The organism is Pseudomonas fluorescens, assembly GCF_902497625.1.
GTDB lineage: Bacteria > Pseudomonadota > Gammaproteobacteria > Pseudomonadales > Pseudomonadaceae > Aquipseudomonas > Aquipseudomonas fluorescens_BQ.
The window spans coordinates 1-18,185 of record NZ_CABVGX010000047.1; the positions used below are offsets into that span (position 1 = coordinate 1).

An 18,185-nucleotide genomic window follows, 5' to 3' on the forward strand; every position below is an offset into this window, starting at 1 on the left:
CCGCCTGCGCCTGTGAAGCGGCGGCGGCCAGCGGCGCATTGGGTGCCGCGCGCGGCACCGAACTGCGTTTGCTGCCTATTAGCAAGGAAAGCGCAGGCGCAAGACCATTGCCGTGCTCATCGAGCAATTCCATGACCCGGCCAAGGTACTTTTCGTTGACCCAGTCGAGGACGAAACGATTGGGCGCATAAACACGCAGCTCGTCGCCTTCAGCTTCGACCTGTAGCGGACGGATCCAAGTGTTGAATTGTTGGGCAGGAAGCTCGTCGCGCAAAAGCTCTACGCACTGCTGCCAAAGTTCCACTGACACGGATATCCCCTAAGTCGAAAGCCGGTGAGGCAAAAACAAGCCGCCATTGTAGCGACCAGCCACCGACTTATCCACACGAAGGTTGCCTTGAAACCATGATAACCAACTGAGCCACGCAGCAAAAAGACGACCAATGGTCTGTGAATAAGCTCTGTGGATAACCGCCCCTGAGATCGTTGCACAAGTGGGGGGAGAACCCGGTGGATAACCAGCCTGTGGATAAAGCATCGTTTCACACACAGGTTATCCGACAGCGCAGCACAGCCTAAACACCGTTTTACCGCCTAGTTGTCATCCCCTGTACAGCCCGTTTTAAAAGGCACGGAGCTGGTTATCCACAGAGGAAGGCTGCCCTTGCTTTAATAAGCTTTACAAAAAAGCTTTAAATACTTTCTTTCTTAATTTCTATATTAGGTGGTGACCTGAGGCGTGAAAATACTCAGCGGATCTATTTATAAGGAAACGCTGGTTGGAAATTGACCTGAAGGCTTGCTTTCTCTAGAATCCCCGGTCTCTTAAAACGGGGGCCATTCCGGCCCGTTGTGGACGAACCAGGTAACACGACAATGAAACGTACTTTCCAACCAAGCACTATCAAACGCGCTCGCACCCACGGTTTCCGTGCTCGCATGGCTACCAAAAACGGTCGTGCCGTTCTGTCGCGTCGTCGCGCCAAAGGTCGTGCGCGTCTGGCAGTTTGATAAGCCGGCACTGGAGGTGAGTCAGGACTTCAGTCGGGAAAAGCGTTTGCTTACCCCCCGGCATTTCAAGGCAGTCTTTGACTCCCCTACCGGCAAGGTTCCGGGGAAAAATCTCCTGCTCCTTGCGCGCAACAACGATCTTGATCACCCCCGTCTCGGGCTGGTTATCGGGAAAAAGAGCGTCAAGCTCTCCGTCGAGCGCAATCGCCTCAAACGTCTGATGCGCGAATCGTTCCGTCTGCACCAGGATTCACTGGTTGGCTGGGACATAGTTATCGTCGCGCGCAAAGGTTTGGGTGACGTAGAAAACCCCGAATTGATTCAGCATTTCGGCAAACTCTGGAAGCGTCTGGCACGCAGCACGCCAGTACCAGCAGTCAAAACCGAAACTGTAGGGGTGGACAGTAGCGATGCGTAAACTGGCACTCGTTCCGATCCAGTTTTATCGCTATGCCATCAGTCCTCTGATGGCCAGTCACTGTCGTTTCTACCCCAGCTGTTCCTGCTACGCGTTAGAGGCCATAGAAAATCATGGCCTTCTGCGCGGTGGCTGGCTGACCTTTCGTCGTTTAGGTCGCTGTCATCCGTGGAATCCCGGTGGTTATGACCCGGTTCCGCCTATCCCTACCTCCCGTTCTTCTTCGATGGCCGAGTAATCATGGATATCAAACGCACGATCCTGATCGTCGCCCTGGCAATCGTGTCCTACGTTATGGTTCTTAAATGGAACCAGGACTATGGCCAGACTGCCCTGCCGACTCAGAATGTTGCTTCCAGTACTACCGCACCGGGCCTACCGGACACGGCGACTGGCAATAATGCTTCTGTCAGTGACGACATACCAAGCGCCGCAAGCGATACCAGCGCTACTGCACCTGCTGAAACTCCGGTAGCTGCGAGTAAAGACCTCATCCAGATCAAAACGGATGTGCTCGATCTGGCCGTCGATCCACAAGGTGGCGATGTCGCCCAGCTGAAATTGCCGTTGTATCCGCGTCGTCAGGACCATCCGGAGATTCCGTTCCAGCTGTTTGATAATGGCGGCGAACTGACTTACCTGGCGCAAAGCGGATTGATCGGCGCCAATGGCCCGGACGCCAGCCCGGCCGGTCGTCCGGTTTACTCCTCGGAGAAGAAGGTTTATCAACTGGCTGACGGCCAGGATCAGTTGGTCGTAGACCTGAAGTTCAGCAAGGACGGCGTCAATTACATCAAACGTTTCACGCTGAAACGCGGCCTGTATGACGTGACCGTTTCCTACCTGATCGACAACCAGAGCGCACAGCCCTGGTCGGGTGCAATGTTTGCCCAGTTGAAGCGCGACGCTAGCGCTGATCCGTCTTCGACTACTGCTACCGGCACGGCGACTTACCTGGGCGCAGCCCTGTGGACAAGTGGCGAGCCGTACAAGAAAGTGTCCATGAAGGACATGGACAAGGCACAGTTGAAGGAAACCGTCAGCGGTGGTTGGGTTGCCTGGTTGCAACACTACTTCGTCACTGCGTGGATTCCGGCCAAGGGCGAAAACAATGTCGTCCAGACTCGTAAAGACAGCAAAGGCAACTACATCATCGGCTACACCGGCCCGGCAATGTCCGTGGCGCCAGGTGCAAAAACCGAAACAAGTGCCGTTCTCTACGCTGGCCCGAAAAGTCAGGCCGTGCTGAAAGAGTTATCCCCAGGTCTGGAACTTACCGTCGATTACGGCATTCTGTGGTTTATTGCCCAGCCGATTTTCTGGCTGCTGCAACATATCCACGCCCTTGTCGGTAACTGGGGCTGGTCGATCATTTTCCTGACCATGCTGATCAAAGGGATCTTCTTCCCGTTGTCGGCCGCCAGCTACAAATCCATGGCGCGCATGCGTGCGGTAGCGCCGAAACTCGCTGCTCTGAAGGAGCAGCATGGCGATGACCGGCAGAAAATGTCGCAAGCCATGATGGAGCTGTACAAGAAAGAGAAGATCAATCCGCTGGGTGGTTGCTTGCCAATCCTCGTGCAGATGCCGGTATTCCTTTCGCTGTACTGGGTTCTACTCGAAAGCGTCGAGATGCGCCAAGCGCCCTTCATGCTGTGGATCACTGACCTGTCGATCAAGGATCCGTTCTTCATTCTGCCGATCATCATGGGCGCAACCATGTTCATCCAGCAGCAGTTGAACCCGACTCCTCCGGATCCGATGCAGGCGAAGGTCATGAAAATGATGCCAATCATCTTCACCTTCTTCTTCCTGTGGTTCCCGGCTGGTCTAGTGCTGTATTGGGTAGTCAACAACTGCCTGTCCATCGCCCAACAGTGGTACATCACGCGTAAAGTCGAACTGGCTGCGAAAAAAGCCGAGGCGTAATTTACTCTGTGGATAACACCACTCAAAACGCCCCCTCGTGGGGCGTTTTGCTATCCGTCACTTTTATCGGGAAACCGGTTTATGAGCGTAACTCGTGAAACCATTGCTGCTGTCGCTACCGCCCAAGGTCGCGGGGGCGTGGGCATTGTCCGGATTTCCGGGCCGCTGGCGAGCGCGGCGGCAAAGGCTTTCAGTGGCCGTGAGTTAAAACCGCGCTTTGCACACTACGGCGCATTTTTTGGCGAAGGCGATGAGGTACTGGACCAGGGAATCGCCCTGTATTTCCCCGGTCCGAATTCATTCACCGGTGAAGATGTGCTGGAGCTTCAAGGTCATGGCGGTCCGGTTGTGCTGGATATGCTGCTCAAGCGTTGTCTGGCTCTGGGCTGCCGGCTTGCCCGCCCGGGAGAATTCAGCGAGCGTGCATTCCTCAATGACAAACTTGACCTGGCACAAGCTGAGGCTATCGCTGACCTGATCGAAGCAAGTTCAGCACAGGCAGCGCGCAACGCATTGCGTTCGTTGCAAGGCGCCTTTTCGGAACGTGTGCATAACCTGACCGAGCAACTGATCGGACTGCGCATCTACGTGGAAGCAGCTATCGACTTCCCGGAGGAGGAAATCGACTTCCTCGCCGATGGGCATGTTTTGAGCATGCTCGACAAAGTGCGAGGCGAGTTATCCACAGTACTGCGTGAAGCCGGGCAGGGCGCCTTGCTACGTGACGGCATGACGGTAGTCATTGCGGGTCGACCGAATGCCGGTAAATCCAGCCTGCTGAATGCTCTGGCAGGTCGCGAGGCTGCGATCGTCACCGAGATTGCTGGCACTACCCGTGACATTCTTCGCGAGCATATCCACATCGATGGCATGCCGCTGCACGTAGTCGATACCGCGGGTCTGCGCGATACCGATGATCATGTAGAGAAAATCGGAGTGGAAAGGGCCTTGAAGGCCATCAGCGAAGCGGATCGGGTGCTGCTGGTAGTCGATGCAGCCGCACCGGAAGCGCTTGATCCGTTTGCCCTATGGCCCGAGTTCCTCGAAGTGCGCCCGGACCCGGCCAAGGTCACATTGATCCGCAACAAGGCTGACCTGACAGGCGAAGCCATTGCACTGGAAGTCAGCGAGGATGGCCATGTCACTATCAGCCTGAGTGCGAAGTCCGCCGGCGCCGGCCTGGAACTGCTGCGAGATCACCTCAAGGCGTGCATGGGCTACGAGCAAACCTCTGAAAGCAGCTTCAGTGCCCGTCGTCGCCACCTTGAGGCGTTGCGCCATGCCAGCGCATCCCTCGAGCACGGCCGCGCGCAATTGACACTGGCAGGTGCGGGGGAGTTGCTGGCCGAGGATCTGCGCCAGGCGCAACACTCCCTGGGTGAAATCACCGGTGCGTTCAGCTCCGATGATTTGCTGGGACGGATCTTCTCGAGTTTCTGCATCGGCAAATAAAAAAAAGGGACTGGGGATACTTTATCCACAGTCCCTTTTTGAGTGTTCCTTACCAGTTATAGGAAACCGAGCCCAATAACGTTCGGCTTTCGCCCCAGTAGCACCGCCCGGCGTCATTACACCCGGCTACATACTCCTTGTCGAAGACGTTCTTTGCATTCACGTCGAGCGTCCAGTTGCGGTCGATCTGATAGCCCACGGCCGCATCCACCAAGGTGACGTCACCCGCATCCAGCTTTCCATACAGCGACGGCGCCGTGTACGCGAACGCGCTGTCGAAGTACCGCACCCCGCCACCCACATACAGTCCCTTGAGGCTGCTTTCGAGGAAGCGATATTTGGCCCAAACTGACGCCTGGTTGCGCGGAACGCCCGTCATCTGGTGATCCTTGACCAGCGAAGTGGCGGAGTCCTTGGTGATGCGGGCGTCGGTGTAGGTGTAAGCGGCCGTCACGTTGAGATTTGGCGTCAGGTTGCTGTTGAGTTCCAGCTCCACGCCTTTGGCACGGCTTTCACCCACCTGGCGATAGGTGGAAGTGGTTGCGTCGAAGTAGGTGTCGTCTTTCTTGCGCAAGTCATACACCGAGGCGGTGAATGCCGTGTCCCAGCCGATGGGTTCGTATTTCAGGCCCACTTCATACTGGCTGCTGGTAATCGGGTCGAGCGGCGCACCCGAATTGGAGATCTGCTGCACGGGCACAAACGCAGTGGAATAGCTGACGTACGGCGTCAGGCCGTTGTCGAACTGGTACATCACGCCGCCCTGATAGGTGAACTTTCTGTCCTCAGAACCGATATTGCTGGCCGAGGCTACTTTGTCGCGGAAATCGCTGTCCACCCAATCCTGACGACCTCCCAACAGGAAAAGCCAGTGATCGTACTTGCTCTGGATCTGCGCATAGGCACCTTTCATTTGCTGTTCCAGCAAGGTGTTTTGCACTGCGATAGGCGTCAACGGATCACGCAGGTAGACCGGATTGTAAATGTCGATCGGCCCGACAATGCCGGCGTTCCAGTCCTGATTGAAAGAAGTGCGATCAAAGCTGCCGCCGAACAGCACAGTGTTTTCCAGGCCGCCCACCTCGAACTTGCCTTCCAGCTGATTATCCAGCGAATAGACCATCGACTTGTTGAATCGGTCATAGGCAGTCACGTTCAGGCGGGTACCGAAGCCTGCATTATTCAGATTACCGGGCCAGGTTTCGTGACGGGTGATTCTGGACTGCATGTAGCGCGAGTTCTGCCGGAACTGCCAGTCGTCATTGAAGCGGTGGATAAATTCATATCCGGTGCTCCACGTTTCCCGTTCGAAGGTGTTCCAGTCCGGGTCGCCGAGCATGGTGTCCTTGGATAACTTGCCGTTTGGGTTGTTCAGTAAGGTACCTGCGGCAGGCAGGCCGAGCTCCATGTTGGTGTGATCCTTCTGGTAGTTGGCCAGCAGGGTCAAGGTGTTGTAGTCATCGAAGTTGAGGGTCAGGGAGGGGGCGATGTAGATCCGATCATCGGGCACGTGATCAGTTTGGGTATCGGCATTGCGTCCCAGCATCACCATCCGGCCGAGAATGTTGCCGCCGTCATTGAGCGGACCGGACACGTCGACCCCCAATTGCCTACGATTGTTGGAACCATAACTCAGCTGCACCTCGCCCTGGGGAGCTGCAGTGGGGCGTTTGCTTACGATGTTAACCAGGCCACCAGGGGCGTTTTCGCCATATAGCAATGAGGAAGGACCGCGAAATATCTCAACTCGCTCCAGCCCGTACGGTTCAGTGCTGGTGTCGTACCGATTGCCTTGCACCCGCAAGCCATCTCGCAACAGACCATATCCATAGTCGGTAGCATTAAACCCACGGATGAAAAACAGGTCGCCGGCAAGGCTATCGCCCGCTGCAAAGGGCGGCGCAAAAATGCCAGGCACGTAACCCAGCACATCGGTGAGGGTCTGGGATTTTTGATCCCTGATCCGCTGACTGGTGACCACTGACACCGAGCGCGGGGTTTCAGACAACGGTGTACTGGTCTTGGTCCCGACTCGGCTATTTTTTGCGTTGTAGCCAACGTCTGCCGAGTAGTCGAGGCTCACTTCAACAGGTTGCGCGCCATTGATATTGGTGGCGCCCAAGACCAGAGGCCCATTCTCCGGTACTGGCTGCAGTATGTAGCTGCCGGGAGCACGGGGCACCGCCTCTAACCCGGAGCCTTCGAGTAACGACTGGAAACCCTGATCGATCGAGTAGTTACCTGCCAACCCTCCGGTTCGCAACCGAGCGGTCTGCTGCGGCGAGAACGACAGAATCACATTGGCAGCCGCCGCGAACTGACTCAGCGCTCCATCCAGCGGCCCGGCGGCAATGGTAAAGCGCTGCGAAACACTGGCTGCCATGGCGTTGGGTGTCAGCAGGCAACCTGCAGCACCGGTCATCAATAAACCGTAGGCGAGGCAGTGGTGGGAAAAACGCTTGCGGAAGGTAGGAAGACGCATGAGTGGATGAGCCCTGAAGGTGGCGAACAGACGCGCGAGTCGCGATTACCTGTAGGGCCGTATCAGGATGAAAAAAGATAACCCTGACGCTGCATTTTTTTACGAGGTTGAGCCGGACTGACTAACCGAAACCCAGTAACGCGTGAAGTAACGCACGCTGATGGGCAGGGAAGCCTGCAGATTGGCCAGAACGGCGTCGGTGGAGTCGAGTCGAAAAGTCCCGGAAACCCGTAACTGTGCAGCCCCTTCATCACATTGAAGGATTCCGGAACGATACCGGCCTATCTCCCGCAGCACCTTTCCCAAAGGAGTATCCAGGACGATGAGCTGACCATTGATCCAAGCCACCTGCGATGAGCCATAGGGATGAATGACAGCCAAGGCCTCACTGCTGAAATCAACACCTTCACCCGCTTTGAGTACTCGCGAACCGGATGAGTGACCGCTCGGTAGAACCTTCACTTGGTCCTCCAATACGCCAACCCGCGTTGCTCCTGAAAGCTGCTGCACCGAAAAACGCGTGCCCAGAGCTTGAACCCGCCCCTCGCGGGTTTCGACAAAAAGAGGCCGCTGATCGCCGAGTTTGCCAGTGCGTACGAAAATTTCCCCGGAACGCAATCGAATCAAGCGTTGCTGGCCATCGAACAGCACATCCACCGCAGTACGTGTGTTGAGGTGCAGATGCGTACCATCGGCCAACACGATGTTTCGCCGCTGACCGACCTTGGTTGAATAATCGGCCCAGGCGTTACCCATCGCTGTGTATTGTTGGGCATGCCAGCCGACATAGCCGGTTCCGGCGAGAACCAGCAAAAGTTTGAGCATCTGCCGCCGATTCTGAACCGGGTTCAGCGCGTGCCGAGCCACGTCCCTGGGCATTGCTCCGAGGTGCCTCTGCATCTGCTCCAGCTGATTCCACGCGGCGAGGTGTGCTGGATTACTGTCCACCCAGCGCTGCCACGCCAACTGTTGCGCCGGCGTAGGTGGTTCGGCCTGGAACTGCACGTACCAACCCGCTGCCTCTTCAAATACCTGCCGATCCGGCAAAGCGCCCATTACAGGCCAGCCATGATCAAGGAACACTCAGTAAGGGCACGGATCATGTGCTTTTTCACCGTTGTCAGCGAAACCTTCAGATCTGCTGCTATTTGTTGATAAGTCAGCCCCTCAATTTGCGACAGCATGAAGATCCGCTGAGTGCGCATGCCCAGGCTGGCCAAGGCCTTATCCACAGCCACCAGCGTTTCGATGATAAGTGCCTTGTCTTCCTCACTGATGGCCGTGCATTCAGGCCTGGCTGCCAGGGTTTCCAGATAGGCCGCCTCAATTGCGCTGCGCCGGTAACGGTCGATTACCAGCCCTCGAGCGATGGTCGCCAAATAGTCACGGGGCTCGCAGATCTGCATGGCATTGCGCGAGCCGAGGATGCGCACGAAGGTGTCATGAGCGACATCTGCAGCATCGCATGCATCGTGCAGCTTGCCCCTCAGCCATCCATACAACCAGGAATGGTGCTGCTCGTAGATTTGCTGAACGGCTGCCGTATGGGTGGGTAGGGACATGAGGGCATCAGGCTGTTAATGATAATGCCTATTATTAACTTCTACAGCCTCGTCTCACAAGAGCGCTCACACGGAAGCCCTCGTTCAGGTTTACTTCCAATCACTCACGCCGGAGGGGAAAGGTGTTCTGGGGTAAATTTTTTTGCCGTCATTTGCAGCAGATTTGAAAAATACCGTGGATTAAGCTCTGTGAATAACTGCCACTAAGGGCAGTTGATAACAGGGCTCGAAAACTGAATATAACCACCCCTGTGGATAACCACCCCTTTCATCCACAGGCTTAAAGCGGTTATCCCAAGCACTCATTGGCACATGAACACAGGCTTTTGAATCGCTGTACACATTGAATATAAAGGCCTGTGGCGATCTATCCACAGAAAGTCACCTCAGTAGAAATAAACATAAAAACAAAGATTTAATAAATTTCTCTCTTTTTAATTTCTATTAGCCTGAGTTCTCCACAGCTGGTTAAATTTTGTGCAAAGGGTTCTTTAGGAAGGGCGAAGTCCCTATACTTGTCGACCAGGTCCAGAAACCTGAGCTCAAACCATTCCTGATTACCCAATTGAAAGCAGGCACGAGGTGCGTGGTGGATTTTCCTTCCCGTTTTGAAGTGATCGTCATCGGCGGCGGTCATGCCGGTACCGAGGCAGCACTGGCCTCAGCACGTATGGGGGCAAAAACCCTGTTGCTGACGCATAACGTGGAAACCCTCGGTGCCATGAGTTGCAATCCGGCTATTGGCGGCATTGGCAAAAGTCACCTGGTCAAGGAAATCGACGCCCTTGGCGGTGCGATGGCAATGGCTACTGACAAGGGCGGCATCCAGTTTCGCGTGTTGAACAGCCGCAAAGGCCCGGCCGTGCGTGCAACTCGCGCTCAAGCCGACCGGGTTCTGTACAAGGCAGCTGTCCGCGAAATCCTGGAAAACCAGCCGAACCTGTGGATATTTCAACAAGCGGCCGATGACGTCATCGTCGAGCAGGATCAGGTTCGTGGTGTCGTGACACAGATGGGCCTGCGCTTTCTCGCGGATTCGGTGGTACTGACCACTGGCACATTCCTGGGTGGACTTATCCACATCGGGATGCAGAATTTTTCCGGGGGGCGTGCCGGTGATCCGCCCTCAATCGCCCTGGCTCAACGTCTACGCGAGCTGCCGCTGCGCGTGGGACGCCTGAAAACCGGAACGCCACCGCGCATCGACAGCCGCTCGGTTGATTTTTCGATGATGACCGAGCAAGCGGGCGATACCCCGATTCCGGTGATGTCATTCATGGGCTCGAAGGAGCAGCATCCACGGCAGGTGAGCTGCTGGATTACCCATACCAATGCCCGCACCCACGAAATCATTGCCGCCAACCTTGATCGGTCGCCGATGTATTCGGCTGCCGGGATGATCGAGGGCATCGGCCCGCGGTACTGCCCATCGATTGAAGACAAGATCCATCGCTTTGCCGACAAGGAAAGTCATCAGGTCTTCATCGAACCCGAAGGGTTGACCACCAACGAGCTGTACCCCAACGGGATTTCCACTTCGTTGCCATTCGACGTGCAACTGCAGATCGTGCAGTCGATCCGCGGCATGGAAAACGCACACATCGTTCGCCCGGGTTATGCGATCGAATACGACTATTTCGATCCCCGCGACCTGAAGTACAGCCTGGAAACCAAAGTGATCGCCGGTCTGTTCTTTGCCGGGCAAATCAACGGCACCACCGGCTACGAAGAAGCCGGCGCCCAGGGTTTGCTGGCCGGGGCGAACGCCGCACTGCGTGCGCAAGGCAAAGATGCCTGGTGCCCGCGGCGCGACGAAGCGTACATCGGAGTACTGGTCGACGACCTGATTACCCTGGGTACCCAGGAACCGTACCGGATGTTTACCTCCCGTGCGGAGTACCGGCTGATCCTGCGCGAAGACAACGCCGACCTGCGTCTGACCGAAAAAGGTCGCGAACTGGGCCTGGTCGATGACGCCCGCTGGGCAGCGTTCTGCACCAAGCGCGAAAGCATTGCGTTGGAAGAGCAACGTTTGAAAAGTACCTGGGTGCGCCCGGGTACCGAGCAGGGCGATGCAATTTCCGAAAAATTCGGTACTCCGCTGACTCACGAATACAATTTGCTCAACCTGCTGAGCCGTCCGGAAATCGACTACGCTGGCTTGATCGCCGTGACCGGTGGTGGTGCAGGAGATCCTCAAGTTGCCGAGCAGGTCGAAATCAAGACCAAATACGCCGGTTACATCGACCGCCAGCAGGACGAGATCGCCCGGCTTCGCGCCAGCGAAGACACCAAACTGCCTGTGGATATCGACTACACGAACATTTCCGGCCTGTCCAAAGAGATCCAGGGCAAGCTCGGTGCGACCCGTCCAGAGACACTGGGTCAGGCGTCACGTATCCCCGGTGTCACTCCGGCAGCGATATCGTTATTGATGATTCATTTGAAAAAACGCGGCGCGGGCCGTCAGTTGGAGCAAAGCGCTTGAGTTCGTTGGTCACCTCGCAACACGCCGAAGAGTTATCCACAGGTGCCCGCCAGCTCGGCGTCACGTTAACCGAAGCCCAGCACGCGCAGTTGTTGGGTTATCTGGCCCTGTTGATCAAATGGAACAAGGCCTACAACCTGACTGCCGTGCGCGATCCGGATGAGATGGTCTCGCGTCATTTGCTGGATAGTCTGAGCGTGATGTCTTTCGTCGAGGACGGTCGCTGGCTGGACGTCGGCAGTGGAGGCGGCATGCCGGGTATCCCATTAGCGATACTGTTTCCGCATTCGCAGGTGACCTGCCTAGACAGTAACGGCAAGAAAACCCGCTTCCTGACTCAGGTCAAACTCGAACTGAAACTGGATAATCTGCAAGTTATCCACAGTCGAGTTGAGGCGTTTCAGCCTGCTCAGCTGTTCAACGGGATCATCTCCCGGGCGTTCAGCAGCATGGAAAACTTCAGCAGCTGGACACGCCACCTCGGCGATGCTGATACGCGCTGGCTGGCAATGAAGGGCGTTCATCCGGCCGATGAGCTGGTAGCATTGCCGCAAGATTTTTACCTCGATAGCGAACACGCCTTGGCCGTACCTGGTTGCCAAGGCCAACGCCATCTGCTGATACTGCGCCGCACGGCATGATTGGGAACACACGCAAGAATGGCTAAGGTATTCGCGATAGCGAACCAGAAGGGTGGCGTGGGCAAAACCACCACCTGCATCAACCTCGCAGCTTCGCTGGTCGCTACCAAGCGCCGGGTGCTGTTGATCGATCTCGATCCACAGGGCAACGCCACCATGGGTAGCGGTGTGGATAAACACGGGTTGGAAAATTCGATTTACGACGTGCTCATCGGCGAATGCGATCTGGGCCAGGCCATGCATTACTCCGAGCATGGTGGTTACCAACTGTTGCCAGCCAACCGCGACCTTACCGCTGCGGAGGTCGTGCTGCTGGAAATGCAGATGAAGGAAAGTCGTCTGCGCAGCGCGCTGGCGCCGATTCGTGAAAACTACGATTACATCCTGATCGATTGCCCACCGTCGCTGTCGATGCTCACGCTCAATGCGCTGGTCGCCGCCGATGGGGTCATCATCCCCATGCAGTGCGAGTATTTCGCCCTGGAAGGCTTGAGCGACCTTGTGGATAACATCAAGCGCATCGCTGAACTGCTGAATCCGAACCTGAAGGTCGAAGGCTTGTTGCGGACCATGTACGACCCGCGCCTGAGCCTGATGAATGACGTTTCGGCGCAGCTCAAGGAACATTTCGGCGATCAGCTTTACGACACTGTGATTCCACGTAACATCCGTCTGGCCGAGGCACCGAGCTACGGCATGCCTGCATTGGCGTACGACAAGTCGTCGCGAGGCGCCATCGCCTATCTGGCATTGGCGGGCGAGATGGTTCGCCGTCAACGTAAAAACTCACGTACCGCCGCTGCTCAGCCAATTTAAGGAATCCCCATGGCCGTCAAGAAACGAGGTCTCGGACGTGGACTGGATGCACTGCTGAGCGGACCGACTGTCAGCTCGCTGGAAGAACAAGCGGTGCAAGCCGATCAACGTGAGCTGCAGCATTTGCCGCTGGACTTGATCCAGCGCGGCAAATACCAGCCACGCCGGGACATGGACCCGCAGGCACTGGAAGAGCTGGCGCATTCAATCAAGGCCCAAGGTGTGATGCAGCCGATTGTGGTGCGTCCGATCGGTGGCGGCCGTTTCGAGATCATTGCCGGCGAACGTCGCTGGCGCGCCAGCCAGCAGGCCGGTCAGGAAACCATTCCGGCGATGGTGCGCGATGTACCCGATGAAACCGCGATCGCCATGGCGCTGATCGAAAACATCCAGCGTGAAGACCTGAATCCGATCGAAGAAGCGGTCGCGTTGCAGCGTTTGCAGCAGGAATTCCAGCTGACGCAGCAACAGGTTGCCGAGGCGGTGGGCAAGTCTCGAGTCACGGTTGCCAACCTGCTGCGCTTGATTGCATTGCCGGAAGTCATCAAAACCATGCTGTCGCACGGTGATCTGGAAATGGGTCATGCGCGTGCTTTGCTCGGTTTGCCGGAGAATCAACAGGTTGAAGGGGCGCGACACGTTGTCGCACGAGGCCTGACTGTGCGCCAAACCGAGGCACTGGTTCGTCAGTGGCTCAGTGGCAAACCCGAGCCACTGGAACCGCCAAAACCGGACCCGGATATTGCGCGACTCGAGCAGCGTCTGGCCGAGCGCCTAGGCTCTGCGGTACAGATTCGCCACGGAAAGAAAGGCAAAGGGCAATTGGTGATCGGTTATAACTCTCTGGATGAACTTCAAGGTGTGCTCGCACACATCCGCTGAAACATTTACTCATGTAGCGTGCAGTCGGAAATCACTACCTGACAGTTGAATAGGGGCAGAACCGCCCCTATACTCTGCGCGCATTTTGTCGGCACAAATTATGCCAAGTTATTGAATTCTGGCAGCCGACCATTGGGGAGCAAATGTGATGGAAAGCCGCACGCCAAACCGCTTGCCGTTCCATCGCCTGGCAGTATTTCCGGTGTTAATGGCTCAATTCGTGGTTTTGCTGATTGCCGCTTTGGCGCTCTGGCAATGGCACGGAGTCGTTGCCGGGTACTCGGGACTTTGCGGAGGCCTGATAGCCTTGCTGCCCAATATTTATTTTGCTCACAGGGCATTTCGGTTTTCCGGCGCCCGAGCAGCTCAAGCCATCGTCCGGTCTTTTTATGCCGGCGAGGCGGGCAAACTGATTTTGACGGCAGTGCTTTTTGCATTGACGTTCGCAGGTGTGAAGCCATTGGCGCCGATAGCTGTATTCGGTGTCTTCGTGTTGACCCAACTGGTCAGCTGGTTCGCGCCCCTGCTGATGAGAACAAGACTTTCGAGACCTTAGGGCGTTTGAGGCAACCATGGCAGAGACAACCGCTTCGGGCTATATCCAGCACCACTTGCAGAACCTGACCTTCGGGCAGCTACCTAACGGCGGCTGGGGTTTTGCCCACACCGCAGCAGAAGCCAAGGAAATGGGCTTCTGGGCTTTCCACGTCGATACCCTCGGCTGGTCGGTCGCATTGGGTCTGATCTTCGTTCTGATTTTCCGCATGGCGGCAAAGAAGGCGACGTCGGGGCAACCGGGTGCTTTGCAGAATTTCGTTGAAGTATTGGTCGAATTCGTCGATGGCAGCGTGAAAGACAGCTTCCATGGCCGTAGCCCGGTGATTGCACCGTTGGCACTGACCATCTTCGTCTGGGTCTTCCTGATGAACGCCGTCGACCTGATCCCGGTTGACTGGATTCCTCAGCTGGCCATCCTGATCACTGGCGATGCGCACATTCCATTCCGTGCGGTATCGACCACTGACCCGAACGCTACCCTGGGCATGGCCCTGTCGGTGTTCGCGTTGATCATTTTCTACAGCATCAAGGTCAAGGGCATCGGCGGCTTCATCGGCGAACTGACCCTGCACCCGTTCGGCAGCAAGAATATTTTCCTTCAAGCGCTGTTGATCCCGGTGAACTTCCTGCTGGAGTTCGTGACGCTGATCGCCAAGCCTATCTCCCTGGCACTGCGTCTGTTCGGCAACATGTACGCCGGCGAGCTGGTCTTCATTCTGATTGCTGTGATGTTCGGCAGCGGTCTGCTCTGGCTTAGCGGCCTGGGCGTTGTTCTGCAGTGGGCGTGGGCTGTGTTCCACATCCTGATCATCACCCTGCAGGCGTTTATCTTCATGATGCTGACCATCGTCTACCTGTCGATGGCGCACGAAGAGAACCATTAAGACCAGTCTCGACTAGTCTGATGTCCCACCCGGTGAAACGGGTGGGTGCCCACCAGGGCATGAAACGATTTGTTTTACCGCTTTAAAATCTAAAAAACCTAAACCATACGACGTAAAAGTCGGGAGGAAAGATGGAAACTGTAGTTGGTCTAACCGCTATCGCTGTTGCACTGTTGATCGGCCTGGGCGCACTGGGTACCGCAATTGGTTTCGGCCTGTTGGGCGGCAAGTTCCTGGAAGGCGCAGCGCGTCAGCCAGAAATGGTTCCAATGCTGCAAGTCAAAATGTTCATCGTTGCCGGTCTGCTCGACGCCGTAACCATGATCGGTGTTGGTATCGCTCTGTTCTTCACTTTCGCGAACCCATTCGTTGGTCAACTCGCTGGCTAATTACTCGCCTTCGAGTAATTGGTGTGATGTGCAACGAACGAGCGAGGTGTTGGCGTGAACATTAATGCAACCCTGATTGGCCAGTCCGTTGCGTTCTTCATTTTTGTACTGTTTTGCATGAAGTTCGTGTGGCCTCCGGTCATCGCGGCTTTGCACGAACGTCAGAAGAAGATCGCGGATGGACTGGACGCTGCCGCCCGAGCAGCTCGCGACCTGGAGTTGGCCCAAGATAAAGCGGGTCAACAACTGCGCGAAGCTAAGGCTCAAGCAGCTGAAATCATTGAGCAGGCCAAGAAACGCGGTAACCAGATCGTCGAAGAGGCTGTTGAAAAAGCCCGTATCGACGCTGACCGTGTGAAGGTTCAGGCTCAGGCCGAGATCGAGCAGGAACTGAACAGTGTCAAAGATGCGCTGCGTGCCCAACTGGGTGCTTTGGCCGTCGGCGGCGCCGAGAAGATCCTGGGTGCCACAATCGATCAAAACGCGCACGCGGAGCTGGTAAACAAACTGGCTGCTGAAATTTAAGCGAGGGCGATCATGGCAGAATTGACCACGTTGGCCCGACCTTACGCTAAGGCAGCCTTCGAGCACGCCCAGGCCCACCAGCAACTGGCCTCTTGGTCAGCCATGCTCGGCCTGGCTGCAGCAGTGTCGCAAGACGACACCATGCAGCGCGTGCTCAAGGCCCCGCGACTGACGAGCGCAGACAAGGCCGCCACGTTTATTGACGTGTGCGGCGACAAGTTTGATGTGAAGGTACAGAACTTCATCAACGTCGTTGCCGAAAACGACCGTCTCCCGCTTTTGCCGGAGATCGCCGCTCTTTTCGACCTGTACAAGGCCGAACAAGAGAAATCGGTAGACGTTGAAGTGACCAGTGCTTTTGCATTGAACCAAGAACAGCAAGACAAACTCGCCAAGGTTCTCAGTGCACGACTCAACCGGGAAGTGCGCCTGCAAGTCGAGGAAGACAAATCCCTTATCGGGGGCATTGTCATCCGCGCCGGCGACCTGGTAATCGATGGCTCGGTTCGCGGCAAACTCGCAAACCTTGCCGAAGCATTGAAATCTTGAGTTTGAAGGGGCAGCAGAGCAATGCAGCAACTCAATCCTTCCGAAATAAGTGAAATTATCAAGGGCCGCATCGACAAGCTCGATGTGACCTCCCAAGCCCGTAACGAAGGCACTGTCGTCAGCGTATCTGACGGTATCGTGCGGATTCACGGTCTGGCCGACGTTATGTACGGCGAGATGATCGAGTTTCCGGGCGGCGTCTTCGGTATGGCTCTCAACCTCGAGCAAGACTCCGTAGGTGCCGTTGTATTGGGCTCCTACCAGTCTCTGGCTGAAGGCATGAGCGCCAAGTGCACCGGTCGCATCCTCGAAGTTCCGGTTGGTAAGGAACTGCTGGGTCGCGTAGTCGACGCACTGGGTAACCCTGTTGACGGCAAAGGTCCACTGGGCAACACCGAGACCGACGCGGTCGAGAAAGTTGCTCCAGGCGTGATCTGGCGTAAGTCGGTAGACCAGCCTGTACAGACTGGCTACAAGGCTGTCGATGCCATGATCCCTGTCGGCCGTGGCCAGCGTGAGCTGATCATCGGTGACCGTCAGATCGGTAAAACCGCTCTGGCGATCGACGCGATCATCAACCAGAAAAACAGCGGTATTTTCTGCGTCTACGTAGCGATCGGTCAGAAGCAATCGACCATCGCCAACGTTGTTCGCAAGCTGGAAGAAAACGGCGCGCTGGCTAACACCATCGTTGTCGCAGCGAGCGCTTCGGAATCTGCAGCACTGCAGTTCCTGGCTCCGTACTCCGGTTGCACCATGGGTGAATTCTTCCGCGACCGCGGTGAAGACGCGCTGATCGTTTATGACGATCTGTCCAAGCAAGCAGTGGCTTACCGCCAGATTTCCCTGCTGCTGCGCCGTCCACCAGGCCGTGAAGCTTACCCTGGCGACGTGTTCTATCTCCACTCCCGTCTCCTGGAGCGCGCTTCCCGCGTTTCGGAAGAATACGTAGAGAAGTTCACCAACGGCGCAGTGACCGGCAAAACCGGTTCCCTGACCGCACTGCCGATCATCGAAACCCAGGCTGGCGACGTTTCCGCGTTCGTTCCGACCAACGTGATTTCCATCACCGACGGTCAGATCTTCCTGGAATCGGCCATGTTCAACTCCGGGATCCGTCCTGCTGTGAACGCCGGTGTTTCGGTATCCCGTGTGGGTGGTGCCGCTCAGACCAAGATCATCAAGAAGCTCTCCGGTGGTATCCGTACCGCTCTGGCTCAGTACCGTGAACTGGCGGCATTCGCCCAGTTCGCTTCTGACCTGGACGAAGCGACCCGTAAGCAACTTGAGCATGGTCAGCGCGTTACCGAGCTGATGAAGCAGAAGCAATACGCACCAATGTCGATCGCTGACATGGCGCTGTCGCTGTATGCCGCTGAGCGTGGGTTCCTGACTGACGTTGAAATCGCCAAGATCGGCAGCTTCGAACAAGCGCTGATTGCTTTCTTCAACCGCGATCACGCCGATTTGATGGCGAAGATCAACGTGAAGGGTGACTTCAATGACGAAATCGACGCTGGCATGAAAGCCGGTATCGAGAAGTTCAAGGCCACCCAAACCTGGTAAGCCGCAGCGGGCGCCGCAAGGCGCCCGCTTGCT

At 56.3% G+C, this 18,185-nt stretch carries 19 protein-coding genes; 15 read left to right on the plus strand and 4 right to left on the minus strand.

Features of this window, described 5'->3' with window-relative positions:
* Positions 1-310: DnaA N-terminal domain-containing protein (locus F8N12_RS22480; protein WP_318189658.1), on the minus strand; the 310-nt coding region annotated here is incomplete at its 3' end.
* Positions 311-876: 566 nt separating this feature from the next.
* Here F8N12_RS22480 and rpmH point away from each other — a divergent pair.
* The 5 genes from rpmH (at position 877) to mnmE (ending at position 4,810) form a co-directional block, all read left to right on the plus strand.
* The gene (gene rpmH / locus F8N12_RS22485) at positions 877-1,011 is read left to right on the plus strand and encodes a 50S ribosomal protein L34 (RefSeq protein WP_003213577.1); all 135 of its coding nucleotides are present in this window, start codon (positions 877-879) and stop codon (positions 1,009-1,011) included.
* A 16-nt stretch (positions 1,012-1,027) separates the two neighbouring features.
* Positions 1,028-1,429, plus strand: a complete 402-nt coding sequence (gene rnpA, locus F8N12_RS22490; RefSeq protein ID WP_224787744.1) for a ribonuclease P protein component — start codon at positions 1,028-1,030, stop codon at positions 1,427-1,429.
* Positions 1,422-1,667, plus strand: a complete 246-nt coding sequence (gene yidD, locus F8N12_RS22495; RefSeq protein ID WP_010207715.1) for a membrane protein insertion efficiency factor YidD — start codon at positions 1,422-1,424, stop codon at positions 1,665-1,667. Before rnpA ends, yidD begins: the two co-directional genes overlap by 8 nt.
* Before the next feature lie 2 nt (positions 1,668-1,669).
* The gene (gene yidC, locus F8N12_RS22500; RefSeq protein ID WP_150582353.1) at positions 1,670-3,358 is read left to right on the plus strand and encodes a membrane protein insertase YidC; all 1,689 of its coding nucleotides are present in this window, start codon (positions 1,670-1,672) and stop codon (positions 3,356-3,358) included.
* Positions 3,359-3,439: 81 nt separating this feature from the next.
* Positions 3,440-4,810 (plus strand): tRNA uridine-5-carboxymethylaminomethyl(34) synthesis GTPase MnmE, encoded by a 1,371-nt coding sequence (mnmE, locus tag F8N12_RS22505; protein WP_150582354.1) that lies wholly within the window; start codon positions 3,440-3,442, stop codon positions 4,808-4,810.
* A gap of 49 nt (positions 4,811-4,859) precedes the next feature.
* On the opposite strand, the gene F8N12_RS22510 is transcribed toward mnmE, so the two are convergent.
* The 3 genes from F8N12_RS22510 to F8N12_RS22520 form a co-directional block, all read right to left on the minus strand.
* Positions 4,860-7,292, minus strand: a complete 2,433-nt coding sequence (locus F8N12_RS22510; protein ID WP_150582355.1) for a TonB-dependent siderophore receptor — start codon at positions 7,290-7,292, stop codon at positions 4,860-4,862.
* A gap of 99 nt (positions 7,293-7,391) precedes the next feature.
* Positions 7,392-8,348: a FecR domain-containing protein gene (locus F8N12_RS22515; protein ID WP_150582356.1), complete on the minus strand. Its 957-nt coding sequence runs from the start codon at positions 8,346-8,348 to the stop codon at positions 7,392-7,394.
* Positions 8,348-8,854, minus strand: coding sequence for a sigma-70 family RNA polymerase sigma factor (locus tag F8N12_RS22520; protein WP_150582357.1), 507 nt, complete (start codon positions 8,852-8,854; stop codon positions 8,348-8,350). The genes F8N12_RS22515 and F8N12_RS22520 overlap by 1 nt, the downstream gene beginning before the upstream one ends.
* A gap of 589 nt (positions 8,855-9,443) precedes the next feature.
* On the opposite strand from F8N12_RS22520, the gene mnmG reads away from it, so the two are divergent.
* The 10 genes from mnmG (at position 9,444) to atpA (ending at position 18,152) form a co-directional block, all read left to right on the plus strand.
* Complete coding sequence (gene mnmG / locus F8N12_RS22525; RefSeq protein ID WP_150582358.1) at positions 9,444-11,342, plus strand: tRNA uridine-5-carboxymethylaminomethyl(34) synthesis enzyme MnmG; 1,899 nt, start codon at positions 9,444-9,446, stop codon at positions 11,340-11,342.
* The gene (gene rsmG / locus F8N12_RS22530; RefSeq protein WP_150582359.1) at positions 11,339-11,983 is read left to right on the plus strand and encodes a 16S rRNA (guanine(527)-N(7))-methyltransferase RsmG; all 645 of its coding nucleotides are present in this window, start codon (positions 11,339-11,341) and stop codon (positions 11,981-11,983) included. The genes mnmG and rsmG overlap by 4 nt, the downstream gene beginning before the upstream one ends.
* Before the next feature lie 18 nt (positions 11,984-12,001).
* On the plus strand, positions 12,002-12,799 hold the full coding sequence (locus tag F8N12_RS22535; RefSeq protein WP_150582360.1) for a ParA family protein: 798 nt from the start codon (positions 12,002-12,004) through the stop codon (positions 12,797-12,799).
* A gap of 9 nt (positions 12,800-12,808) precedes the next feature.
* Entirely contained in the window at positions 12,809-13,681 is an 873-nt protein-coding gene (locus F8N12_RS22540) for a ParB/RepB/Spo0J family partition protein (protein WP_150582361.1), read from the plus strand.
* A gap of 148 nt (positions 13,682-13,829) precedes the next feature.
* On the plus strand, positions 13,830-14,237 hold the full coding sequence (locus F8N12_RS22545; RefSeq protein WP_150582362.1) for a F0F1 ATP synthase subunit I: 408 nt from the start codon (positions 13,830-13,832) through the stop codon (positions 14,235-14,237).
* 16 nt (positions 14,238-14,253) lie between these two features.
* Positions 14,254-15,123, plus strand: coding sequence for a F0F1 ATP synthase subunit A (gene atpB, locus F8N12_RS22550; RefSeq protein ID WP_064680525.1), 870 nt, complete (start codon positions 14,254-14,256; stop codon positions 15,121-15,123).
* 131 nt (positions 15,124-15,254) lie between these two features.
* Positions 15,255-15,512: a F0F1 ATP synthase subunit C gene (atpE, locus tag F8N12_RS22555; protein ID WP_002555987.1), complete on the plus strand. Its 258-nt coding sequence runs from the start codon at positions 15,255-15,257 to the stop codon at positions 15,510-15,512.
* 54 nt (positions 15,513-15,566) lie between these two features.
* Complete coding sequence (locus F8N12_RS22560) at positions 15,567-16,037, plus strand: F0F1 ATP synthase subunit B (RefSeq protein WP_008027535.1); 471 nt, start codon at positions 15,567-15,569, stop codon at positions 16,035-16,037.
* 12 nt (positions 16,038-16,049) lie between these two features.
* Positions 16,050-16,586: a F0F1 ATP synthase subunit delta gene (locus F8N12_RS22565; RefSeq protein WP_150582363.1), complete on the plus strand. Its 537-nt coding sequence runs from the start codon at positions 16,050-16,052 to the stop codon at positions 16,584-16,586.
* Between the two features lie 21 nt (positions 16,587-16,607).
* Positions 16,608-18,152 (plus strand): F0F1 ATP synthase subunit alpha, encoded by a 1,545-nt coding sequence (atpA, locus tag F8N12_RS22570; RefSeq protein WP_028620322.1) that lies wholly within the window; start codon positions 16,608-16,610, stop codon positions 18,150-18,152.
* Positions 18,153-18,185 lie beyond the last annotated feature (33 nt).

Excerpts from the sequence above, each read along its gene's own strand:
- atpA (WP_028620322.1), top strand. The coding sequence starts at position 16,608 with ATGCAGCAACTCAATCCTTCCGAAATAAGTGAAATTATCAAGGGCCGC.
- atpE (WP_002555987.1), top strand. The coding sequence starts at position 15,255 with ATGGAAACTGTAGTTGGTCTAACCGCTATCGCTGTTGCACTGTTGATC.
- yidC (WP_150582353.1), top strand. The coding sequence starts at position 1,670 with ATGGATATCAAACGCACGATCCTGATCGTCGCCCTGGCAATCGTGTCC.
- F8N12_RS22565 (WP_150582363.1), top strand. The coding sequence starts at position 16,050 with ATGGCAGAATTGACCACGTTGGCCCGACCTTACGCTAAGGCAGCCTTC.
- mnmE (WP_150582354.1), top strand. The coding sequence starts at position 3,440 with ATGAGCGTAACTCGTGAAACCATTGCTGCTGTCGCTACCGCCCAAGGT.
- F8N12_RS22510 (WP_150582355.1), bottom strand. The coding sequence starts at position 7,292 with ATGCGTCTTCCTACCTTCCGCAAGCGTTTTTCCCACCACTGCCTCGCC.
- F8N12_RS22520 (WP_150582357.1), bottom strand. The coding sequence starts at position 8,854 with ATGTCCCTACCCACCCATACGGCAGCCGTTCAGCAAATCTACGAGCAG.
- atpB (WP_064680525.1), top strand. The coding sequence starts at position 14,254 with ATGGCAGAGACAACCGCTTCGGGCTATATCCAGCACCACTTGCAGAAC.
- F8N12_RS22545 (WP_150582362.1), top strand. The coding sequence starts at position 13,830 with ATGGAAAGCCGCACGCCAAACCGCTTGCCGTTCCATCGCCTGGCAGTA.
- F8N12_RS22515 (WP_150582356.1), bottom strand. The coding sequence starts at position 8,348 with ATGGGCGCTTTGCCGGATCGGCAGGTATTTGAAGAGGCAGCGGGTTGG.
- F8N12_RS22535 (WP_150582360.1), top strand. The coding sequence starts at position 12,002 with ATGGCTAAGGTATTCGCGATAGCGAACCAGAAGGGTGGCGTGGGCAAA.
- F8N12_RS22540 (WP_150582361.1), top strand. The coding sequence starts at position 12,809 with ATGGCCGTCAAGAAACGAGGTCTCGGACGTGGACTGGATGCACTGCTG.
- yidD (WP_010207715.1), top strand. The coding sequence starts at position 1,422 with ATGCGTAAACTGGCACTCGTTCCGATCCAGTTTTATCGCTATGCCATC.
- rpmH (WP_003213577.1), top strand. The coding sequence starts at position 877 with ATGAAACGTACTTTCCAACCAAGCACTATCAAACGCGCTCGCACCCAC.